This window comes from Sorangium sp. KYC3313 (assembly GCF_052075895.1).
Taxonomy (GTDB): Bacteria; Myxococcota_A; Polyangia; order Polyangiales; family Polyangiaceae; genus Sorangium; species Sorangium cellulosum_B.
Map to the genome: position 1 here is coordinate 11,324,711 of NZ_CP197255.1, position 19,833 is coordinate 11,344,543.

Below are 19,833 nucleotides of genomic sequence, written 5' to 3' on the forward strand. Positions count from 1 at the left end.
GCGCGCCGCGTCGCGCTCCATCCACGCCGCTCCATCCACGCCGCTCGCTCAGCGCCGTTCGATTCCGTGCGGCTTGCCCTCGCCGTACCCCGCCAGCGTCTGCACCCCGATGACGGCCTTGTCGTGGAGCTCGTCGAGGTTCGCCGCGCCGGCGTAGGTGCACGCCGACTGCACGCCGGTGATCATCTCGATCAGGATGGCGCCGACGCTCTCGCGCCCCTCGTGGATGTAGATGCGGGACGTCGAGATGCCCTCGCGGAAGAAGGCCTTCTTGGCGCGCTCGAACGCGTCGAGATCCGCGGTGCGCTCGCTGACCGCGCGGGCGCTCGCCATGCCGTAGTTCTCCTTGTAGAGCAGCCCGTCGCGGTCCTCCATGACGTCGCCCGGGCTCTCGTACGTGCCGGCGAGCGTCGTCCCGACCATGACGCGCGAGGCGCCGGCGGCGATGTAGAGCGCCACGTCGCGCGGGTGACGGACGCCGCCGTCGGCCCAGACGCGCTTGCCGTGGCGGCGCGCCTCGCGGGCGCACGCGAGCACCGAGGAGAACGTCGGGCGACCGGCGCCGGTCTGCATGCGCGTCGTGCACATCGCGCCGGGGCCGACGTTCACCTTCACGATGCCGGCGCCCGCCTCGATGAGCGCCCGCGTGCCCTCCGCCGTGCAGACGTTGCCGGCCACGAGCGGGACGGCGTCGCCGACGGCGCCCCGCACGGCGCGGATCGCCTCGATCATCCGGCGCTGGTGGCCGTGCGCGGTGTCGAGCACGATCGCGGACACGCCGATCTCGAGCAGGCGCGCGGCGCTCTGGGCCGCCTGCGCGGAGATCCCGATCGCCGCCGCGACCATGAGCTCGCCGCCGCCGTCGAGCGTCGGCTTGAGCAGCTCGAGCCGCACGGCGTCGTCGCGCGTCAGCACGCCGTGGAGCCGCCCGTCCCCGTCGAGCACGGGGACCGCCTTCACGCGGGCGTCCTCCATCAGCAGGAAGGCCGTCCGGTTCGGCGTGCCGGCCGGGATGGTGATGAGGCGCGACGACATGAGCGCGGACGCGGGCGTGTACTGGTCCCGGTCGCGCAGGTCGGCGTGGGTGACGATGCCGATCGGCCGCCGCTCGTCGTCGACCACGACCACCATGTCGTGCGATCGCTTGCGGATGATGCCGTGCACGTCGCGGAGCGTCGCCCGCGGGGAGACCGAGAGGGGCGTGTCGTAGCGCGGGTCGGCGCGCTTGATGTGGTGGACGATGCGCTCGACCGTGTCGAGATCCATGTCCTGCGGGAGCACGCCGAGGCCGCCGAAGCGGGCCATCGTCTCCGCCATCCGCTTGCCGGTGACCGCGTTCATGTTCGCCGAGACGATCGGGTGCGAGCCGCCAGGGAAGTCCGCCGGGCGCAGGTCGGTCTCGAGGCGGGAGCCGCCGGCGAAGTACCCGGGGGTCAGGAACACGTCTTCGAGGGCGAGCTCCAGGCTCTCGTCATGCTCGGGGTGGAGAAAACGCATGCACAAGCTCCGAGGAAGGGGGATGGCGCCGCGAAGGCGGCGCTGCGCGCGCCAGTCTAGTTCCACCCACCAGGAGCCCTGCCAGGGATCCGGAGCGAGATTTCAACGCAAAGGCGCAAATGCGCAAAGGCGCGAAAAAGAGCAAATTTCGTGCATTTTTGGGTCTTTGCGTTGAGATCTCTCCTCGCTCGCGAGCCAGGTCCCTGGCAATCGGTTTCAAGCAGGCTGGCGGGCGCGACGGGCGGCGGGCGCGTCGGTGATGACGCGGTCCAGGATCGCGGCGACGCTGGCCGCGGCCGCCTCGGACGACAGCGCCGCGGGCGGAGGCGCCGGGACCGGCAGCGCGCCCGTCTCCCGGAAGCGCGCGAGGTGGCGCGCGAGCGCGGCGGCGATGCCGTCCGCGTCGTCCGGCGCGACGCGAGCGTTGTCGCTCCGGTACGAGAGGAGCTCTTCGACCTCGCGGTTCGCGGTCACGCTGACGACGGGCATCCCCGACGCGGCGTAGTCGTAGGTCTTGGCCGAGACGCGCAGCACGACGTGGGGGCTGAGCATCGCGAGCAGCACGTGCGCCCGCCTGAGCTCGCCGAGCACGTCGCGCTGCGGGACCGGGGGGAGCGCCTCGATGTACGGCGTGAGCCCCAGGCGCTCGAAGCAGGCGCGATCGTGGTCGGACATCCGGCCGATCTGCCGGAGGACGACGTCGCCCGGCGCGAGCCGCTCGCGGTCGATGAACCGCCGCAGCGCGGCGCCTATCTGGTCCGCCGAGGCCTCCTCGCGGATCGTGCCGAGGTGGAGCACGACGAAGCGGCGGGGCGGCTCCGGCGCGGGCGGCGGCGCGTACAGCGCGAGATCGAAGTGGTTGCGCACGAACGAGGACTTCGACGAGAGCTCGGGGAAGCGCGCGCGGTAGGCCTCGAGCGCGGCCCGCGTGTTGAAGATCACGTGGTCGGCGCCCTCGAGCCAGCGGCGCTCCAGGCGCGGGACGATGGCGCGCCGGGCCCGCTCGGCCAGGCCGGACGGCGGCCCGCTCCCCGTCTCGTGCAGCGAGTACGGGTCGCGCATGTCGAGGACGAGCGGCACGCCGAGCGCCCGCTTCACGTGGAGGCCGACCGGGCAGGCCGAGTACGGCCCGGCGCTCACCACGACGGCCCGCGCGCCGGTGCGGCGGGCCAGGGCCACCGCCGCGCGCGCCCCGCGCGGCGCGTGCGCGATCCAGCGATCGGTGATCGCCTGGAACGGGCGGAGCCCGACGAGCGGCCCCGCGCGCCCCGCGGGGAGCGGCGCCCGCGCGCGGAGGGCGCGCAGCGCGGCGCCCGCGGCGAGGACGGCCGGATCGAGGTACTCGTCGAAGACCTCGACCTCGGGCGGCAGCGCGGCGAGCAGCCCGTCGTCGCGCGGATCCTCGGGGAAGGTCCCCGACAGGACGGCGACGCGGAAGCCGTGGCGCGGCAGGTGCCGCGCGAGCTTCACCCAGCGGAAGGCGCCGACGCTCGTCTGGGGCGCGAAGGCGGGGGAGATCAGCAGGAAGGGGCGCACGTTCGGTCCTCTCGCGAGCAAGCTGGCGTCCACGACGTCAGCCGTCGCCGCGCACCCCGCGTTCGAGCAGGTCCGCGTAGAGCGCGAACAGCGCTTCGAAGTGCTCGTCGCTCGTGGGCAGCCGCTCCCCCGCGGCCCGCGCCGCCGCGACGCGCTCCTCCCGCGGCCGCGCGAGCACCCGCTCGATCGCGGCGGCCACCTCGCCCGGCGACGCGCGCGGCGCGTACACCTCGGCGGCGCCGGGCTGCACGAAATCCAGCGCGGCGCCGGCGGCCGGGACGACGAGCGGCAGGCCCGAGCACAGCGCCTCGCCCAGCACGAAGCCGAACGTCTCGGCGGCGCCCCCGTGGACGAAGACGTCGGCGCTGGCGTGCAGCGCGGCGTAGGTGGCGCGGTCCTTGGCGAAGCCGAGGAAGGTCACCTGCGGAAGGGCGGCCGCGCGGCGCTCGAGCCGCGCCCGCTCGGGCCCGTCGCCCAGCACCGCGAGGGCGACCGGGCGCCGCGCCGCGAGCTCTCGCGCGGCGTCGATCACGAGCGCCACCCGCTTCTCGACGGCGAGCCGGCACGCGACGAGGAGCAGCGCGGCCGACGGCTCGTCGGCGAACCGGCCGAGCAGGCTGCGGCGCAGCGCCGCGTCCGCGCGGGAGGGGCCGAAGTCGCCGCGCTTCACGCCGAAGGTGACGCGGTGGACGCGCTCGCAGCCGTGGCTGCGGAGCTGCTCCGCGATGAACGTCCCGGGGGCGATCGTGGCGTCGAACCGCCGCGACAGCGCGCGCGGCCAGGCGAACAGGGCGCCCTCGAGCGCCCGGGCGACCGCGCGCGGGCGCACCCGGTCGAGCAGCGGCGCCGCGTAGGTGCTGATCTGATCCGAGTGGTACACGAGCGTGCGGAGCGGGACCTCGCGGGCGCTCGCCGCGACGAGCGCGGCCGTGTACGGCGCGCTCGCCTGCACCACGTCCGGCGCCTCGCGGCGGATGATCGCCCGCGCCGCGCCGAGCCGGAGGAGCGCGTGGTAGGTCGGGTCGTACGGCATCGGCGGGCCGGCCACCCGCACGATGCGGCCCCCCTCGAGCGGCACCACCTCGTCGCGCGGCCCGGGCGCCACGACGACGATCTCGTGGCCGCGCCGGCTCCCCTGGCGCACGAGCTCCTCCAGGTACGACCGCACGCCGCCCCCGCGGGACGAGAAGAACTCCGCGACGTCGAGGATCTTCACGAGTGGTTGCTCCCGCGCAGGAGGAGGCCGCCCTTCCACGAGCGCCGCATCCGCGCCGAGCGGTTCATGACGTGGAGCAGCGCCGGGAGGAACAGGAGCGCGGTCGCGACGCACGCCACCTCGCCGCTGACCGCGACCCAGCCGAACGAGTTCAGCGCCTGGTTGTCGGCGAAGACGAGCGACCCGTAGCCCAGCACGGTCGTGTAGCTGCAGAGGGCCACGGGGCCGGCCGAGCGCTTGAGCGCGAGCGACACGTCGCCGCCGAGCAGCCGCGCGCGATCGAAGACGTTGAAGGGGTACTCGCAGCCGATGCCGAACGTGATCGGGAGCGCGATGAAGTTCAGGAAGTTGATCTTGACGTCGAGCGCCGCCATGGCAGTGGCCGTCGCGAGCACGCCGAGCACGAGGGCCAGGAGGACCGCGAGCGCGCCCGCGACGCTGCCCGTCGCGAGCACCACGACGATCGTGACCGCGAGGAACGAGGCCGCCGTCGCCAGCGGGCCGTCGCGCTCCATCGACCGGATCATCTCGGCGAAGACCGTCGGCCGGCTCGCCGTGACGACGTGGGTCCCGTCAGGGAGGACCACGTTGCCGGTCGTGTCGGCCATCCGCAGGAGGTTCCTGCCGTTCGAGAACGAGACGTTGTTCTTGTACTTCACGTAGAACACCGTCCCCACGACGCCGTTGTTCTCCTCGAACCTGCGGCGGATGAGGTCGGGCAGGTCCTTCGGGCCGATGACGTGCAGCGTCTCCGGCGGCTTCATGCTGAGGACGCGCTCCCGCTCCTCGGGGCGCAGGGCCTTGAGCACCCGCGGGGTCAGCCGGTCCCGGATGCGCTCCAGGATCTCGATCTTCCGCTGCTGCTCCTCGGCCGTGCCGGGGAGGGCGTCGGCGATCGTCGCGACGTCGGCCACGAGCTGGCCCTGCGGATCCTTCGCGTCGTTCGCCAGGATCTGCGCCTTGATGGCAGGCACCTGCTCGGGGGTGTCGGCGAGCATCATCGCGCCCGCGACGTTCATCTTCCCGCCGAAGACCTCGGACGCCTTGAGCGACCAGCTCCCCGCGCCCTTCGCCCGCGAGCTCTTCGAGCCGAGGCGCGCGAAGTTGTACTCCCAGGGATCCCGGATGTACGCGGGGAGCTTCCACGCGGCGAGCGCGACGATGACCGGCGCGAACGCGAGGAACGCGAGCGGCCACCGCGACGTCACGCGCGCGAGCGCCCGCGCGCCGGGCCCCGCGGTGCCCTCGTCCGAGACGCGCGGCGCCGGATCGCGCATCCAGCGAGGGAGCCTCGCCTGGATGCGCTCGATCGCGACGAGCGTCGCGGGCACGAGCGGCACGATGGACGCCCACACCATGAACATCCCGACGAAGCCGATCGTGCCGAACTGGCTGAACCCGCGGAAGTGCGTGATCGTGAGCGATCCGTAGGCGATCGCCGCCACGCTCGCCCCGACGAGCTCGGCGCGGAACGCGTTGATGACCGCCTCGCGCCGCGCCTCGTCCGCGGGCATGCCGCGCGCGCGGAAGTCGCGGTACCTCGACAGGAGCACGATCGGGTAATTGACCCCGTTGCCGACGATGATCGCCCCGAGGAAGGCGCCGACCGTGTTGACGTAGCCGTAGGTCAGGGTCGCGAACGCGTACCCCGCGCTGGCGCCGAAGGCCGTGGGGAGCAGGATCACCACGAGCGACCAGGGCGAGCGGTAGTAGATCATCACGCCGCCGACGATCAGCACGAGCGCGATGACGGTGGCCCACACCGCCTCGCTCACGAGCGACTTCTGCTCGGCGATGGCGTTCGGGATGTCGCCCGCGTACCCGACCTGCATGGCCGGGTGGAACGCCGCGGGATCGAGGCGCGAGACGAGCGCGGTCACCTGGTCGAGGAGCTCCGCCGCGCGGCGATCGCCCATCCCGGCGCTGCGCGAGACGATGCGGAGCGCGACCATGCGCCCGTCGGGCGTGGCGAAGTAGCCGCTCGGGAACTCGTCGATCTTCTTCAGGCGCCGCTGGAGCTCCTGCCAGGTCTCGTCGAGCGACAGCCCCTTTTGGGCCGGCGCCGCCGCGCCCGCCGCGCCCGCCGCGCCCGCGTCACCGCCGGGCGCCCCGGAGGCCTCCAGATCCTCGATGAGGCCGCTCCGCAGCGCGAGCTCCAGCTCGATCGCCTCGTCCGCCGCCTCGAGCTCGCGGACGCTCGCGTAGAGCCACTTGTTCGCGTCGAAGAAGCTGCGGACCTCCTTCGTGCCGGACTCCACGTAGCGGATGAGCGCCGGCGGCCCGCACGCCGCCCGGCAGGCGTCGTCGCCGCACGCCGCGGCGCAGGCCGCGCGCTTCCGGAGCGGCTCGTTCAGCTGCTCCGCGAGCGCGTCGATGAACCGCTCGTTCGCGCCGCGATCCGGCGACTCGGCGATGACGATGAGCTGCGCTCCGCCGTCCACGCGCTGGGCCTGACGCTCGTAGGCCTGGAACGCCGGGCTGTCGCGCGGCAGGAGCTCGCGGAGCTCCGTGCGCAGCTCGAGCCGCGACGCGTACCCCCATAGCCCTGCCATGGAAAGGAGGGCGAGCGCGATGACGAGCCAGGGACGGCGCCCGCTGATATCGACGAGCGCACCGATCATCCTGAGGAGCATTCGAAGGACACCTCGAAACCGGGGACACCTCGAAGCGGCCGCGTGCGGGCCGGCTTCGGGCCGGTCTTACCACGCGCGCTAGGCGCAGAACGACGGCTGGATACCCTTGGGCCGCGGCGCCGCCGCGGGGCGCAGGTGGCCGAACGCGAAGAGGCCGCCGGTGAAGCCCATCCAGGTGCGGAAGTGCCGGAAAGTCTCCAGCCACTGGAGCGCCTTCGGCCCGTCGACGAGCGGGCGCAGGTTGGATTGCCTCGCGTGCTCGCGCGCGTGCGCGAACGCGTTCGCGAGCATCCGCTGCACGACGAGGGGCGAGGACCGCTCGCGCGCCCGCTGCGAGGCCGCGCTCCCGATCCGCGCGGCGGCGAGCGGATCGCGCGTGAGCGCGAGCACGGCCTTGCCGAACGCGACGTTCGCGCTCTCCTCGGCGCTCGGCCCGCGGCCCGGGTCGATGAGCAGGCCGTTGTGGCCGCTCTGGATCTGCGAGCTCACGCCCATGCCGTCGGCGAACGCGACCGTCGGGGAGCCGCACCAGAGCGCCTCGCTGAGCACGTTTCCGAACGTCTCGCTCAGCGAGGCGTGCAGGAAGAGGTTCGCGTGCCGGTAGTAGTCCGAGATCTGGCTGTACGGCACCTCGCCCGTGAAGATGACCCGGCGCGCGACGCCCAGCTCGCGCGCGAGCGCCGCGTACGCCACGCTGTCCGGCCCGTCGCCGACGAGCGTGAGCGTCGCCTGCGGCTCGTGCGGGGCGATGTGCTCGGCGAAGATGCGGATCAGCCGGTGCTGCGACTTCTCCCGGGTGTGGCGGCCCGCGCAGACGAGGCGGGGACCGCGCGGGTCGAGCCCGCGCTCCTCGAGCAGCTGCACGTAGGGGTCGGGGCCGAGCGGGCGCTCGAACACGTCCTCGGGGACCATCCGCGGGATGACGTGGATGGGCACCGTCACGCCCCGTTCGCGCCAGTAATCGCGCAGGCCCTCGCTCAGCACGACGAGGCCGTCTCCCTGGTTGTACAGGTCCACGAAGAGCCGCTCCATCGGCGCGCGGAGCGTCTTGTGGAGCACCGTGTGGACCGCGCCGATCCGGGAGACCCGCTCCGGCAGGAGCACGTCGTACGCGGCCGCGAGGTGCGTCGTGTTCACGCAGAGCAGCGGGATGCCGCGCATCTTGCGCAGCCAGATGCCGAACTCGACGAGCAGGGTCGTGGTCTGCGCAAAGCAGATGTCAAAATCCCACCGCATCGGATCGAGCACCGAGGATCCCACGGGGATGGGCAGGTGCACCCCCGGGTAGGTGCGCAGCGGCAGGCTGGGCAAGGCGACGGTGCCGGGGGGGATCTCGTCGGCCGAGGCATCCGGATCCCGAGGTCCGATCAGTGTTGCCTGGTGACCACAGGTGTTGAGCGCGCGATACAGGGCCCGCGTCTGGAAGACCGCGCCATTCGCGTAAGGAATGCGCGTGAAATCGCTGAGGATGGCGACCTTGAGCGGCCGCCCGTTGGCGCCGGAGAGGGCAGCGAAGGGATTCTCTGGAATGGCCGCTTGCACCCTGACGGAGGAGAGCCCTCCCCGCGCGGGTCCCGTCGACGGCGTGGGACGCGCCGGCGCGATCGCCTCGTGCGGCGCGCGATCGCTCCGGTGGTCGCTGAGCGGCAGAATTGCATCCATCGTCATCTTCGTTGCTCCTGGAGAAGCGGCGCGAACCGTGGTCGATGACCGACCGAGGCGCGCAGCGTGACGGGCGGTAGGGCATTCGTGTCGCGCCCGCGACAGCCGTGTCGCGCTGCGGCCGCGAGCGCTGCCTGCTGCTCGGCACAGCAGCCATTCCTCGTCGGCCGATGGGCCTGTCGGCGGTGGGCGTAATTAGCAAACCTCATGCCGCTTGTGTCGACTTCGGCCACGGTGCGAGGTGCGAACGTCGCGATGCACCTCGTCACGAGGCGCCCGCGCACGCCTCCTCCAGCAGGGTGAGCATGGCGGAAGGCGCGCTCGGCAGCGCGCGCTCCAGGTCGATGCGAGCGAAGTCGGCGGCGCGGCAGCGATCGAAGAAGCGCGCCACGACGTCCGGCGAGAGCGCCGCGAGCGAGCTCGCGACGGCGACGCCGGCCCGCTCGGCGAGGAGCGCGTTGAGCGTCTGCTCGTCGTGGCGGTCGTCGTAGAGCGCGAGCACGGGCTTGCCGGCGAGCACGCACTCGGCGAGGACGTTGCTGCCGGCGGTGGTCACGACCGCCGACGCGCCCTCGAGGTGACCGAGGAACGCGCCCGGATCGAAGGGGCGCGCCTCGACGCCGGGCACGTCGAGGCCCGGGTCGCCGAACGCGATGACGCGCCGGCCGTCGCGCGCGACGAGCTCGAGCACGCGGCGCGCGTCGCACTCGCTGAAGTAGCAGACGACGGCCCCGGGCTCGCCGGCGCGCGCGGGGGCGAGCCGGCGCTCGGGCCGCGCGACGAGGGTGCCCGGCGTCTCCGGCTCGATCGGCAGGAAGTGGACGGCGACCGCGCGGCGCGCCCGGCTGGAGGCCCAGGTCGTGCGCCGGCACGCGAGCACCCGCAGCCTCGGCAGCCCCTCGGGCAGGCGGCAGCGCGAGAAGACGAGATCGTGGCCGAGCGCGACGGCGGGGATCCCGAGCGCGCGCGCGGCGAGCAGCGACGGGACGTCGCCGTCGCTCACGACGGCGTCGGGCCGGAAGCCCGCCTGCTCGACGATCTCCTTCGCCAGGCGGCGCGGGAGCTCGATCACGCCCGCGAGCCCGCGGCGGATCGGCCGCACGAGGCGGTGCTCCGGGAGCGCGCCGAGCAGGTCCGCCGCCTGGCCGCCGCCGTAGATCCGGAGCTCGTGGCCGCGCTCGCGGAGGGCTGCCGCGATCGGGAGCGCGCGGCTCGCGTGCCCGCGCCCGCGGCCGTGGACGTAGTAGCCGATCTTCGCCACGGGCCGTCAGCGCACCGGCGCGCCGCAGCAGCCGCGCGCGCGCGAGAGGGCCGGTCCCAGGATCACGCGCGGGCCCATGGCCGCCCGCGCGGGGGCCGCGCCGGCGAGCACGCCGTTGCGGACCGCGATGATCACGAGCGCACGTCTCTGCTTCATCCCATTTCCCCGCGGCTCGCCGCCGAGATCGCCGCCATTGCGGGGGGCTCGGAGCGAGCGCGGAGCGCCTCTACAACGGACGCCCCGCCGGCGGAACCCCGGAGGCGCGCTCGCCGCGCCGCGCCCGGGCGGCGCTCGTGCGCACGACGTGGGCAACGCGTACGACGTGTGTGATGCGTGCGATGCGCGCCGCACGTACGTCGCGTGCGACACGTGCGTTGCGTCATTTCTCGCTCCTCCGGGCGGGCGACGTGCGCTTTGACTCCGCGCCAGCGCGGAGCTCCAATGGCCTGCGATACGGCCCGCGCCGCACCATGACCGCCTCGAGCAGCTTCCATTCGACGGGATCCCAGGGACCTCGAGGCGTCAGCTCGGCGGACGAGCGCCGCGCGATGGCGCGGGGCCTCCCCACGGCGCTCGTGACCTGGCCCACGTTCGCGGCGCTCGACGTGTTCGTGGTGCTCGCTGTGTTTCCGAGCGCCTCGGTCACCCGGCTGCTGCTCTACCGGCTGCTCGGCGAGGTCATCCTGCTCTGGCTGTACCTCCTCGCCCGGCGCGAGCAGACCTCGGCCGAGCTCCTCGACGCGGCGCACGTCTTCGCGGTCTGGAGCACGGGGGGGCTCATCTCCGTGATGGCGCTGGAGTTCGGGGATCTGACCTGGAACTACATGCACGGGCTGTCGATCGTGATGCTCGTCGACGCGACGATCCTGCCCACGCACTTCTCGCGATCGCTCCGGATGACGATCCCGGTGGCGCTCAGCTTCCCCATCATCATGGGCGCGGGGGCGTCCCTCGACCCGGCGCTCGCGGCGCAGTGGGCGTCGCCGCGGTCGCTCGTGATCTTCGCCTGCAACTACATCTTCGTGCTCGCCACCGCGATCCTTGTGTCGGCGGCGAGCCACGGCCTCTGGTCGGCGCGCCAGCAGGTCTACGAGGCCCGCAAGCTCGGCCGCTACCGGCTCGTGGCGCCGGTCGGCCGGGGCGGGCAGAACGAGGTGTGGCTCGCCTGGGACGAGTCGCTGCGCCGCGACGTGGCGCTGAAGCTGCTCCGCAGCGAGAGCAAGTCCGAGGGCGACGTGCGCAGCTTCGAGCGCGAGGCGCGCGCGACGAGCCGGCTCACGTCGCCGCACACCATCCGGATCTTCGATTTCGGGGCGAGCAGCGACGGCATCTTCTACATCGCGATGGAGCACCTGGCCGGCGCCGACCTGGCCACCCTGGTGCGCGATCACGGCCCGATGCCGCCCTCCCGGGTCGTCCACTTCGCGCGGCAGGCCTGCCTCTCGCTGGCGGAGGCGCACGACGCGGGCGTCATCCACCGCGACATCAAGCCCCACAACCTCTACATCACGCGCGTGGGGGACGAGCAGGACGTGCTCAAGGTGCTCGACTTCGGGATCGCGAAGCAGGTGAGCCTGGAGGGAGACGCGAGCATGACGGACGTCGGCGTGATCAAGGGAACGCCGACGTACATGTCCCCGGAGATGATCTCGGCCGGCGCCGTGGACGCCCGGAGCGACATCTACTCGCTCGGGGTCACGCTCTATTACCTGCTGACGGGCGTGGCCCCCTTCGACGGCCGGAGCTTCGGCAAGCTCGTCTACTCGCACCTGACGATGCCGCCGATCCCGCCGTCGCTGCGCGCGCCCTGGCCGCTGTCGTCGGAGCTGGAAGAGGTGGTGATGCGGTGCCTCGCCAAGCGGCCAGGCGACCGTTACCAGAGCGCGCGCGAGCTGCTCGCCGCGCTCGACGCATGCGAGCCGGCGCCGGCGTGGACGCCGGACGACGCAAGGAGCTTCTGGACGGCGCGCGCCGCGATGCCACGCGCCGAGCCGCCGCCCCCGGATCCCGGCCCCACCGTTCGCCTGCGGCCAGAAAAGGCCGTGCCCGTGGCCTGAGGCGGGGCCAGGGCGAGCGCGGCCCTTCAGGCCTGGCCGACCCCGAGCTGCGCGCCGTCGGGGAAACGCCGCGAGGGGGGCGGCGCCCGTCGCACGGACGCAGGGGGGTGCGCGTCCGCCTGGAGCGCGGGGCCCTTGTCGAACACGGGCACGCGCAGCGGCGCGGGCGCTGGCGAGCGCCGCTCGCTCCGCGCCAGGACGAGCGTGTCGTGGAGCGCGCGAGCGCTCTCGTCCCACCCCTTGCACCCGGCGAGCGCCGAGATCCGCTCGGGATCGTAGGGCGCGTGCGCCGCGCGCGCCATGGCGCCGGCCAGGGCGGGGAGATCGCCGGGCGAGACGAGCTCGCCGAGCTCGGGGCGGCGGATCACGTCGGGGATGCCCCCGACCCGCGTCGCGACCACCCGGCGGCCCGACGCGATCGACTCGATCACGACGTTGGGCGTGCCCTCGTGATGGCTCGGCAGGACGAGCGCATCGCAGGCGGCGACCCAGCGCGCCACCTCGTGGTGCGGCAGGCGACCGGTCATCAGGACGCGCCCGCCGAGCCGCTCCGCCGCCGACCTGCAGGCCTGCTCGTCCGCGCCGCTCCCGACCAGCGCGAGGTCGACGTCGGGGTGCGCGGCGGCGATGCGCTCGAAGGCGGCGATCGCGTCGAGCGCGCCCTTGTCGCGGAGCAGGTGGCCGACGTAGAGCAGCAGCCGGCGCTCCGCAGGGCGGCCCAGGGCGGCGCGGGCCTCGCGCCGGTCGCGCGGGTAGAACATGCTGCGATCGACGCCGTTCATGACGACATCGATGCGGTCGCGGGGGACGCCGAGCGCGTGCACCCCCTCGGCCAGCTGCTTGCTCACGGCGACGACGCGGGTCGCGCGCTGGAGACCCCACTCGAGCGAGGGCCTGACCGCCGCTTGCTGCGAGAGCACGTCGACGTCCGAGCCGTGCACCTTGACGACCGCCGGGACGCCGAGCAGCTCCGCGAGGCACACGGCGGCGAATCCGTCCGGATAGGCGAACGAGCCGACGATGACGTCCGGCGCCGGGCGGTGGCGCGCCAGCTCGACGAGCATGGACGCCGCGTAGAGCGGACCATTGAGATAGGGCGCCACCTTGGGCACATAGAGGAATCGCGGGTGGCGCACCGGCAAGCCATCGATCACGTCCTCGCGAGGCGCGTCGCTCGACATGGACCACCGGGAGAACCTGGAAGCCCCCGGAAACCAGGGGATCGTCGCGAAGACGTCGATGTCGCAATACCTCGAGAGCGCAGCGAACTGCCGCCGGTTGAACGGCGCCTGTCCCGGGTTCATCGCGTTCGGGAAAATCTTGGTGATAAGCAGGACGCGCATACCTCTGCTCCTTCGAACTCGCCCGCTCGGCTCGATGGAACCCCTGAGTTCAGGGGAGCATCTCGCCGCGCGGTCGAGCGGCGTCGAGCAGAGAACATGCCACTCCGAGAAGGCTGGAAACGAGGCAAGAATTGAGGCCATGCGCCCAGACGAGCGATGAACGAACAGCCATGCCGCCCCAGCGAGGCAAATTGCCACGCGCCGGGGGGTACCTCGGCAGACGGGATCGGCAACGGCGCGCAGCGCCGCCGAGCGCGGCATTTGCGATGAGAACGGCATTTATTATAAAGAGAGCTTCGCGACGAACGCGTCGCCCTGGCCTGCGCTCGAGAGCGCCCCTTGACCGAAGTTGATGGCGCCGTAGAAGCGGCCGGCGATCAGCACGCTCGCGCCTGAGCCCGCCGCCACGTCGAGGCCGACCTGCGTCTGGACGTCGCCGAACAGCTTGCTGAACACGTGAGCGCCCGAGGCGCCGAGCTTGGCCAGGTAGACATCGGTCTTGCCTCGGCTCGCCAGCGGCCCTCCGCCGAAGTCCGCCGAGCCGAACAGCGGCCCCGCGAGCAGGAGATTGCCGGCGGAGTCCACCGCGACGCTCGCGCGCGCCCCGGTCTCGAAATCGGTGAGCAGCTGGTCCTCGGCGTCGCCGAAGCGCCGGCTCATGAGGTGCGCTCCGGCGCCGGAGAGCCTGGCGACGAACAGATCCCGCCCGCCGGCGCTCACCAGCGGACCGCCGCCGAGATCGATGGTCGACGCGAACGTGCCCGTGAGCGCCACGTCGCCCGTCGCCTGGTGGACCGCGACGTCGTGGGCCTCGTCCGCCTCGGCGCCGCCGAACCGGGCGCTCCAGACGTGGTCACCGGAAGGGCGGAGCTTGGCGAGGAAGATGTCGGAGAGGCCGGCGCTCTCGAGCTGCGCTCCGCCGAGATCGATGGATCCCTCGAAATACCCCGCGACGAGCAGGTTGCCGTCGGCGTCGACCGCGATCCCGTGGGCGTAGTCGTCGCCTTCGCCGCCGGCGCGCATGGCGAGGAGCGTCCGGCCGTCGTCCGAGGCGAGGCGCAGCACGAAGGCGTCGCGCATGCCCGCGCTCGTGAGCTCGCCGGCGCCGAAGTCGACGGCGCCGTGGTAGCCGCCCGCCACGAGGACGTCGCCCGCCGCGTCGACGGCGATGCGGTCGCAGCGCTCCGCGCCGGATCCGCCGAAGATCCTGCTCCAGATGTGCTCGCCGCCGCCGCCCAGCTTGACGACGAAGACGTCGTCGCTCCCGCGCGACGCGAGCTCGCCGCCGCCGAGATCGACGCGGCCGAAGGCGCGGCCCGCCACGAGGACGCTGCCCGCCGCGTCGACCGCGAGCGCCATCGCGAACTGGTTGCCGTCGCCCGGGAACAGCTTGCTCCAGACGTGCGCGCCGAACCTGTCGAACTTCGCCACGAAGGCGTCCGTGCCGGTGGCCGTGAGCGGGCCGCCGCCGAGATCGACGGTCCCCTCCAGCTGGCCGGCCACGAACACGTTGCCATCCGCGTCGAACGCGACGGATCGGGCGTACTGGCCGTTCGCGTCGCCGAAGCCGCGGCTCCACACGTCCTCGCAGGCGGGCGCCGCGCCGTCGCAGTCCTCGTCGTCGGGCGTGTCGCACGCGTCGAAGGCGGGCAGGACCTCCCCCATGCACGGGCCCCACGACGTGCCCTCCGCGTTGCAGGCGCGCGTGCCGGCCGCGCAGCGCCCGACGTCGCGCGTCCCCTCCGGGCCCGTGTAGCACGCCTCCTGCGCGCCGGGCGCGCACACGCACCCGGGACAGCCGCAGTCGAGGCCGCTGCACACGGCCGGCCTGAGCTCCGCGATCCAGGCGGCGACGCACGCGATCTCCTCGGACGAGTACGGGGCCCCGCCGAGCGGCATGCGCGCGCCGCACGAGGGCGCGTCGGTGAGCCGCACGTAGAGCGCGCTCTCCTCCGGCCGATCGGGGTCGGCGAGCACGCCGGCGCAGTTTGTGGCCGGGCGGCCGGCGACCCGATCGCCGACGCCGAGCGTGACGAGGTCGAGGCCGGCCGCGGGCTCGCCCGGCCCGTGGCAGCTCGCGCCGCCGCACCGCTCGGCGAACACCGCGGGCACGTCGGCGCACGCGGCCTGCGGGTCGCGGTCCCGCCGGTCGAACCGCTCCTGGTCGTCGATCGTCCCCGGACACCCCGCGAGCAGCGGCAAGGCCGGCGCGGCGAGCGCCGCCGCCGTCGCCGCCGCCGTGAAGCGCGCGCGGCGACGGGTAGACCCGGCGCGCGCCGCGCGCGCTGAGCGCGCCTCACTCCCCATGATAAGCCACCCCCAGGTGAACGCTGAAGAGCTGGTCGAGCGCCCCGCCCGCGATGTACGTGTCCTCTGGCTCGGAGTCGAAATCGTAGAAGAACCGCGCGTACGACACGCCCGCGCGCGCCTCGAGCCCCGGCGCGAACGGGGCGGCGACCGCGACGCGGAAATCGACGCCTCCGGCGCTCGGCGCGCGGAAATGAGACGCGAGGGCTCCCATCGAGAGGGGCGCCTGAACCCCTCCCCCGGCCTCCAGCGCGACCGGGCCGACCGGCAATCGCCCGTCCACCCCGACGCGCAAGGCGACGTAGGACACCGACGCGGCGTCGCGCGAGGGGTCGCCCGTCGACTCGATATCGAAGTCGGTCCACCGGAGTCCGCCGCCCGCGAACAGGACCGGCCCGTCCTGCCCGGCGAGGCGGTAACGGCCCCGGAGGCCGGCGTGGAGCCGGCTCCACGAGGTCGATACGCTCGCTCCGCCGGCGCCCTCCGAGTCGAGGCCGAGCGCGCGAGCGTACGAGAGCTCGACGCCGAGATCGCGGAGCACCGGGACGGCGCTTCGCGCGAACGGGTACAGCTCGCCCCGAAGCGACGGCATGGGCACGCCCAGCACCTCGTAGGTGCGGAGGTTGTCGGAGAGCAGATCGCTATAGGACAGCGTACGACCCGCGATCTCGAGATCGACACCCGCGCTGAAGAGCGCGGTCCCCGCGGTGGGGGGGCGGGCGCCTTCGTCGCGCTCGGCGCTGGACGCCGCGCCGGGATCGGCGAGCGCCGAGCCTGGCGAAAGGAGCGCGAGCAGCATCGACAGCGCCGAGAGCGCCGCGCCGAGCAGCGCGGCCGCAGGAGAGCGGCGCGCGCGGCGCCGCGGCGCCCGAGGAGAGAGAGGAGAGAAAGGACAGGCGAGCGTTCGCCTTTGCATCGGGCGCGAGCATAGTCGCTCCGTACACCGCAGGTCGAGCCGCCTTCGAACGCCGGAGTCCGCGGCAACGCCGTAAGACACGCGCACACGGGATGATCACATCGGCCCCGCGCTCCCACTTGATTCGGCCGCTCCGAGCGCGGCTCCTATCCGGGAGCGACGGTTTGCCATACGCTCCTTGAAGATGGCGAGATGGCGCGCCACGCACACGGCCGCGCCGCGCACGCTGCACGGAGGGGAACGCGCCGTGCCCTGCTCGCGCTCGCCGACGAGGCACCATGGCTGAACCAAGAGCTCTCCGCTGGCCCATCGGCTTGCTCCTCCTCGCCTCCTGCTCAGGGCAGTTCGGCGATCTCCCCGCGAACGACGGCGACGACGGCGACGACGGCGAGGAGACGGCGCCGCTCTGCGCCTCCATCGAGCCAGGCGAGTCGCCGCTCCGCCGCATGACACGGGTGGAGTACGACAATACGATACTCGATCTCCTCGGCGACGACAGCCGCCCTGCGAGGGGCTTCGTGCCCGAGGAGGAGTCGCTCGGCTTCAACAACCAGGCGGCGGCGCTCGTGGTGAGCCCGCTGCTCGCGGAGCAGTACATGACCGCCGCCGAGGGCATCGCGGCGCGCGCGGCGGGCAAGCTGCTCGGCCAGGCGCCCTCGTGCCGCGGGGCCGCGGCGGGCGCCGCGTGCCGCGGCGAGATCGCGGCGCTCATCGCGTCGCTCGGCAAGCGGGCGTTCCGCCGGCCCCTCGCCGAGGACGAGGTCGCCGAGCTCGCGGCGCTCTTCGACCGCGGGCTCGGCCTCGGGGAGACGCCCGACGACGCGTCGACCGGCCTCTCGCTCGTCGTCCAGGCGATGCTCCAGTCGCCGCACTTCCTCTACCGCGTCGAGCTCGGCATGCCGGATCCGGTCGAGGGCGACGTCGTGCCGCTCTCCTCGTACGAGATCGCCTCGCGGCTCTCGTACCTGCTCTGGGGCACGATGCCCGACGACGGGCTCTTCGCGGCCGCCGAGGAGGGGGCGCTCGGCACCGCCGCGGAGATCGCGGCGCAGGCGCGGCGCATGCTGGACGATCCGCGGGCGCGCGAGGCCGTGAAGAACTTCCACCGCCAGTGGCTCGGGCTCTCGAAGATCGGCGAGATCGCCGCGGGCGGGAGGGACCCGGAGCTCTACCCCGAGTACCGGGACGAGCTCCTGCCGCTGTTCCAGGCCGAGACCGAGGCGTTCCTGGATCACGCGATCTTCGAGCAGGACGCGAGCGTGAGCACGCTGTTCACGGCGCCCTATTCGATGATGAACCGGGAGCTCGCCGCGCTCTACGGCGTCGAGGGAGGCCCGAAGGGCGAGGCGTTCGAGCGGGTGGAGCTCGATCCGTCGCAGCGCGCCGGCTTCCTGACGCACGCCGGGCTGCTCTCGCTCTACGCGAAGCCGAACCGGTCCTCGCCGGTGCACCGCGGCCGGTTCGTGCGCCAGAGCCTGCTCTGCCAGATCCCGCCGCCGCCGCCGGACGTGGTCCCGGAGCCGCCGATGGTCGACCGCGCGAAGACGACGCGCGAGCAGTTCTCGCAGCACGTGTCCGACCCGGGCTGCAGGAGCTGCCACACGCTGCTCGACCCGATCGGGTTCGGCTTCGAGCACTACGACGCGCTCGGCCGCTGGCGGGACGCCGAGAACGGCATCCCGGTCGACGCCAGCGGCGAGCTCACGCAGACCGACATCGACGGGCCGTTCGACGGGGCGGTCGAGCTCGCGCACCGGCTCGCGGAGAGCGAGCAGGTGCGCGCGTGCGTCGTGAAGCAGTGGTTCCGCTTCGGCTACGGCCGCGCCGAGCAGCGCGAGGACGCCTGCAGCCTCTCGCAGGCGACGGAGGCGTTCGAGGCGTCCCGGTACAACATCAGGGCGCTGCTCGTGGCGCTCACCCAGACCGACGCGTTCCGCTACCGGCGCGAGATCAACGTGGGAGGCGCCTCGGAGAGCGCCCCGGGAGGAGAGCCGTGATGAAGCCGTTCCGACTCAGCCGCCGCGCCGTGCTCAGGGGCCTCGGCGGCGCGGCGCTCGCGCTGCCGTTCCTCGAGGTGATGGGCTGCTCCAAGCGGCTCGCGCCGGCCTCGGAGCAGACGGGGCGGGCCGCGTTCGGGCTCGAGTTCCCGAAGCGGTTCATCGTGCTCTACACGCCGAACGGGACCGTCCCGCCGGACTTCTGGCCGTCGTCCTCGACATTCCAGAACGGCGAGGAGCTGTCGCCCATCCTCGCGCCGCTCAAGGACCACAACAGGGATCTGCTGGTCCTCGGCAACGTGAGCGCGCTGTCGGCGCTGACCGGGCCGGGCGACGCGCACCAGAAGGGCACGGGGCAGTGCCTGACCGCGCGCGCGATGCAGGAGGGCGACTTTCCCGGCGACGCCGGGCTGTCGTGCGGCTGGGCCGACGGCATCTCGCTCGACCAGGAGATCGCGAACCACATCGGCACGAAGACCAGGCTCCTCTCGCTCGAGCTCGGCGTGCTCGTCTACGGGGCGACCGTGGGCGCGCGCCTCGCGTACCGCGGGCCGGCGCAGCCGCTGCCGCCGGAGAACAGCCCGTACGCCGCGTTCGACCGGCTCTTCTCCGACCTGTCGGTCGCGCCCGCCGACGCGACGCGGAAGACCGAGCAGCGCAGGGCGGTGCTCGGCAAGGTGGCCTCGGACTACGACCGGCTGCGCCAGCGGCTGGGCGCCGCGGATCGGCTGAAGCTCGACGGGCACCTCGCGTCGGTGGAGGACATCGCGTCGCGCCTCGATCGCGGCTCGGCGCCGACCTCGCCGGCGTGCGCCGCGCCGGCGCTGACGCCGGATCTCGACGTCGACAAGGTCGCCAGCATGCCGGAGCTCTGCCGGCTCCAGCTGGATCTCATCGCGATGTCCCTCGCCTGCGATCTGACGCGGGTCGCGAGCCTGCACTTCACGAACTCCGCGACGACCAAGGTGCTGAGCTTCCTCGGGCCGGACATCACCGAGGGCCACCACCCGATGGCGCACAACGGCTACGCCGATCAGGTGAACCGCGGGCGGCTCACCAGGATCAGCCGCTTCTACGCCGAGCAGCTCGCGTACCTGATCGCCAAGCTGAAGAGCATGCCGGAGGGCGACGGCACGGTCTTCGACAACACGGTGATCTTCTGGACCAACGAGCACGCGGACGGCAATCACCTGCGCAAGAACATCCCTTATGTCGTCGCCGGGAGCGCGGGAGGTCATTTCAAGACGGGCCGATACGTCGTCCAGCAGAAGGAGGTCGCGCACAACAACCTGCTCCTGTCGCTGCTCCACGCGATGGGCATCGAGGCCGACTCGTTCGGCGACCCGGACTTCTGCACAGGACCGCTGGTAGGGATGATCTGACGGCGGCCTGCCGGCCGCGCTCGCCG

13 protein-coding genes are annotated in these 19,833 nt (G+C 73.1%); 3 read left to right on the forward strand and 10 right to left on the reverse strand.

Annotated features, from left to right (window positions below; translation table 11 throughout):
- Window positions 1-48: 48 nt before the first annotated feature.
- The 7 genes from ACSRUE_RS43190 to ACSRUE_RS43220 all read right to left on the reverse strand — a co-directional run bounded on the left by ACSRUE_RS43190 (window position 49) and on the right by ACSRUE_RS43220 (window position 9,961).
- The gene (locus tag ACSRUE_RS43190; RefSeq protein WP_441288658.1) at window positions 49-1,497 is read right to left on the reverse strand and encodes a GuaB1 family IMP dehydrogenase-related protein; all 1,449 of its coding nucleotides are present in this window, start codon (window positions 1,495-1,497) and stop codon (window positions 49-51) included.
- A gap of 216 nt (window positions 1,498-1,713) precedes the next feature.
- Entirely contained in the window at window positions 1,714-3,066 is a 1,353-nt protein-coding gene (locus ACSRUE_RS43195) for a glycosyltransferase (RefSeq protein ID WP_441288659.1), read from the reverse strand.
- A gap of 4 nt (window positions 3,067-3,070) precedes the next feature.
- A complete protein-coding gene (locus tag ACSRUE_RS43200; protein WP_441288660.1) occupies window positions 3,071-4,249 on the reverse strand; it encodes a glycosyltransferase family 4 protein in 1,179 nt (392 codons plus the stop codon).
- Window positions 4,246-6,882, reverse strand: a complete 2,637-nt coding sequence (locus tag ACSRUE_RS43205; protein WP_441288661.1) for an MMPL family transporter — start codon at window positions 6,880-6,882, stop codon at window positions 4,246-4,248. Before ACSRUE_RS43205 ends, ACSRUE_RS43200 begins: the two co-directional genes overlap by 4 nt.
- A 78-nt stretch (window positions 6,883-6,960) precedes the next feature.
- Window positions 6,961-8,550 carry a glycosyltransferase family 4 protein gene (locus ACSRUE_RS43210; protein WP_441288662.1) on the reverse strand — a complete coding sequence of 530 codons (1,590 nt, stop codon included), beginning with the start codon at window positions 8,548-8,550 and terminating at the stop codon, window positions 6,961-6,963.
- 259 nt (window positions 8,551-8,809) lie between these two features.
- Complete coding sequence (locus tag ACSRUE_RS43215; RefSeq protein WP_441288663.1) at window positions 8,810-9,805, reverse strand: glycosyltransferase family protein; 996 nt, start codon at window positions 9,803-9,805, stop codon at window positions 8,810-8,812.
- Window positions 9,806-9,811: 6 nt separating this feature from the next.
- Window positions 9,812-9,961, reverse strand: a complete 150-nt coding sequence (locus ACSRUE_RS43220) for a hypothetical protein (protein ID WP_441288664.1) — start codon at window positions 9,959-9,961, stop codon at window positions 9,812-9,814.
- A gap of 392 nt (window positions 9,962-10,353) precedes the next feature.
- Here ACSRUE_RS43220 and ACSRUE_RS43225 point away from each other — a divergent pair, with 392 nt between their 5' ends.
- Window positions 10,354-11,862, forward strand: a complete 1,509-nt coding sequence (locus ACSRUE_RS43225) for a serine/threonine-protein kinase (protein WP_441288665.1) — start codon at window positions 10,354-10,356, stop codon at window positions 11,860-11,862.
- Window positions 11,863-11,888: 26 nt separating this feature from the next.
- Here ACSRUE_RS43225 and ACSRUE_RS43230 read toward each other — a convergent pair whose 3' ends face one another.
- From ACSRUE_RS43230 to ACSRUE_RS43240, 3 genes are all read right to left on the reverse strand, one after another.
- On the reverse strand, window positions 11,889-13,205 hold the full coding sequence (locus tag ACSRUE_RS43230; protein ID WP_441288666.1) for a glycosyltransferase family 4 protein: 1,317 nt from the start codon (window positions 13,203-13,205) through the stop codon (window positions 11,889-11,891).
- Between the two features lie 282 nt (window positions 13,206-13,487).
- A complete protein-coding gene (locus ACSRUE_RS43235; RefSeq protein WP_441288667.1) occupies window positions 13,488-15,512 on the reverse strand; it encodes a nucleotide-binding protein in 2,025 nt (674 codons plus the stop codon).
- Complete coding sequence (locus tag ACSRUE_RS43240; RefSeq protein WP_441288668.1) at window positions 15,502-16,428, reverse strand: hypothetical protein; 927 nt, start codon at window positions 16,426-16,428, stop codon at window positions 15,502-15,504. Before ACSRUE_RS43240 ends, ACSRUE_RS43235 begins: the two co-directional genes overlap by 11 nt.
- 278 nt (window positions 16,429-16,706) lie before the next feature.
- On the opposite strand from ACSRUE_RS43240, the gene ACSRUE_RS43245 reads away from it, so the two are divergent.
- Complete coding sequence (locus ACSRUE_RS43245; RefSeq protein WP_441288669.1) at window positions 16,707-18,425, forward strand: DUF1592 domain-containing protein; 1,719 nt, start codon at window positions 16,707-16,709, stop codon at window positions 18,423-18,425.
- Window positions 18,425-19,807 carry a DUF1552 domain-containing protein gene (locus ACSRUE_RS43250; RefSeq protein WP_441288670.1) on the forward strand — a complete coding sequence of 461 codons (1,383 nt, stop codon included), beginning with the start codon at window positions 18,425-18,427 and terminating at the stop codon, window positions 19,805-19,807. The genes ACSRUE_RS43245 and ACSRUE_RS43250 overlap by 1 nt, the downstream gene beginning before the upstream one ends.
- The last annotated feature ends 26 nt before the right edge of the window (window positions 19,808-19,833 follow it).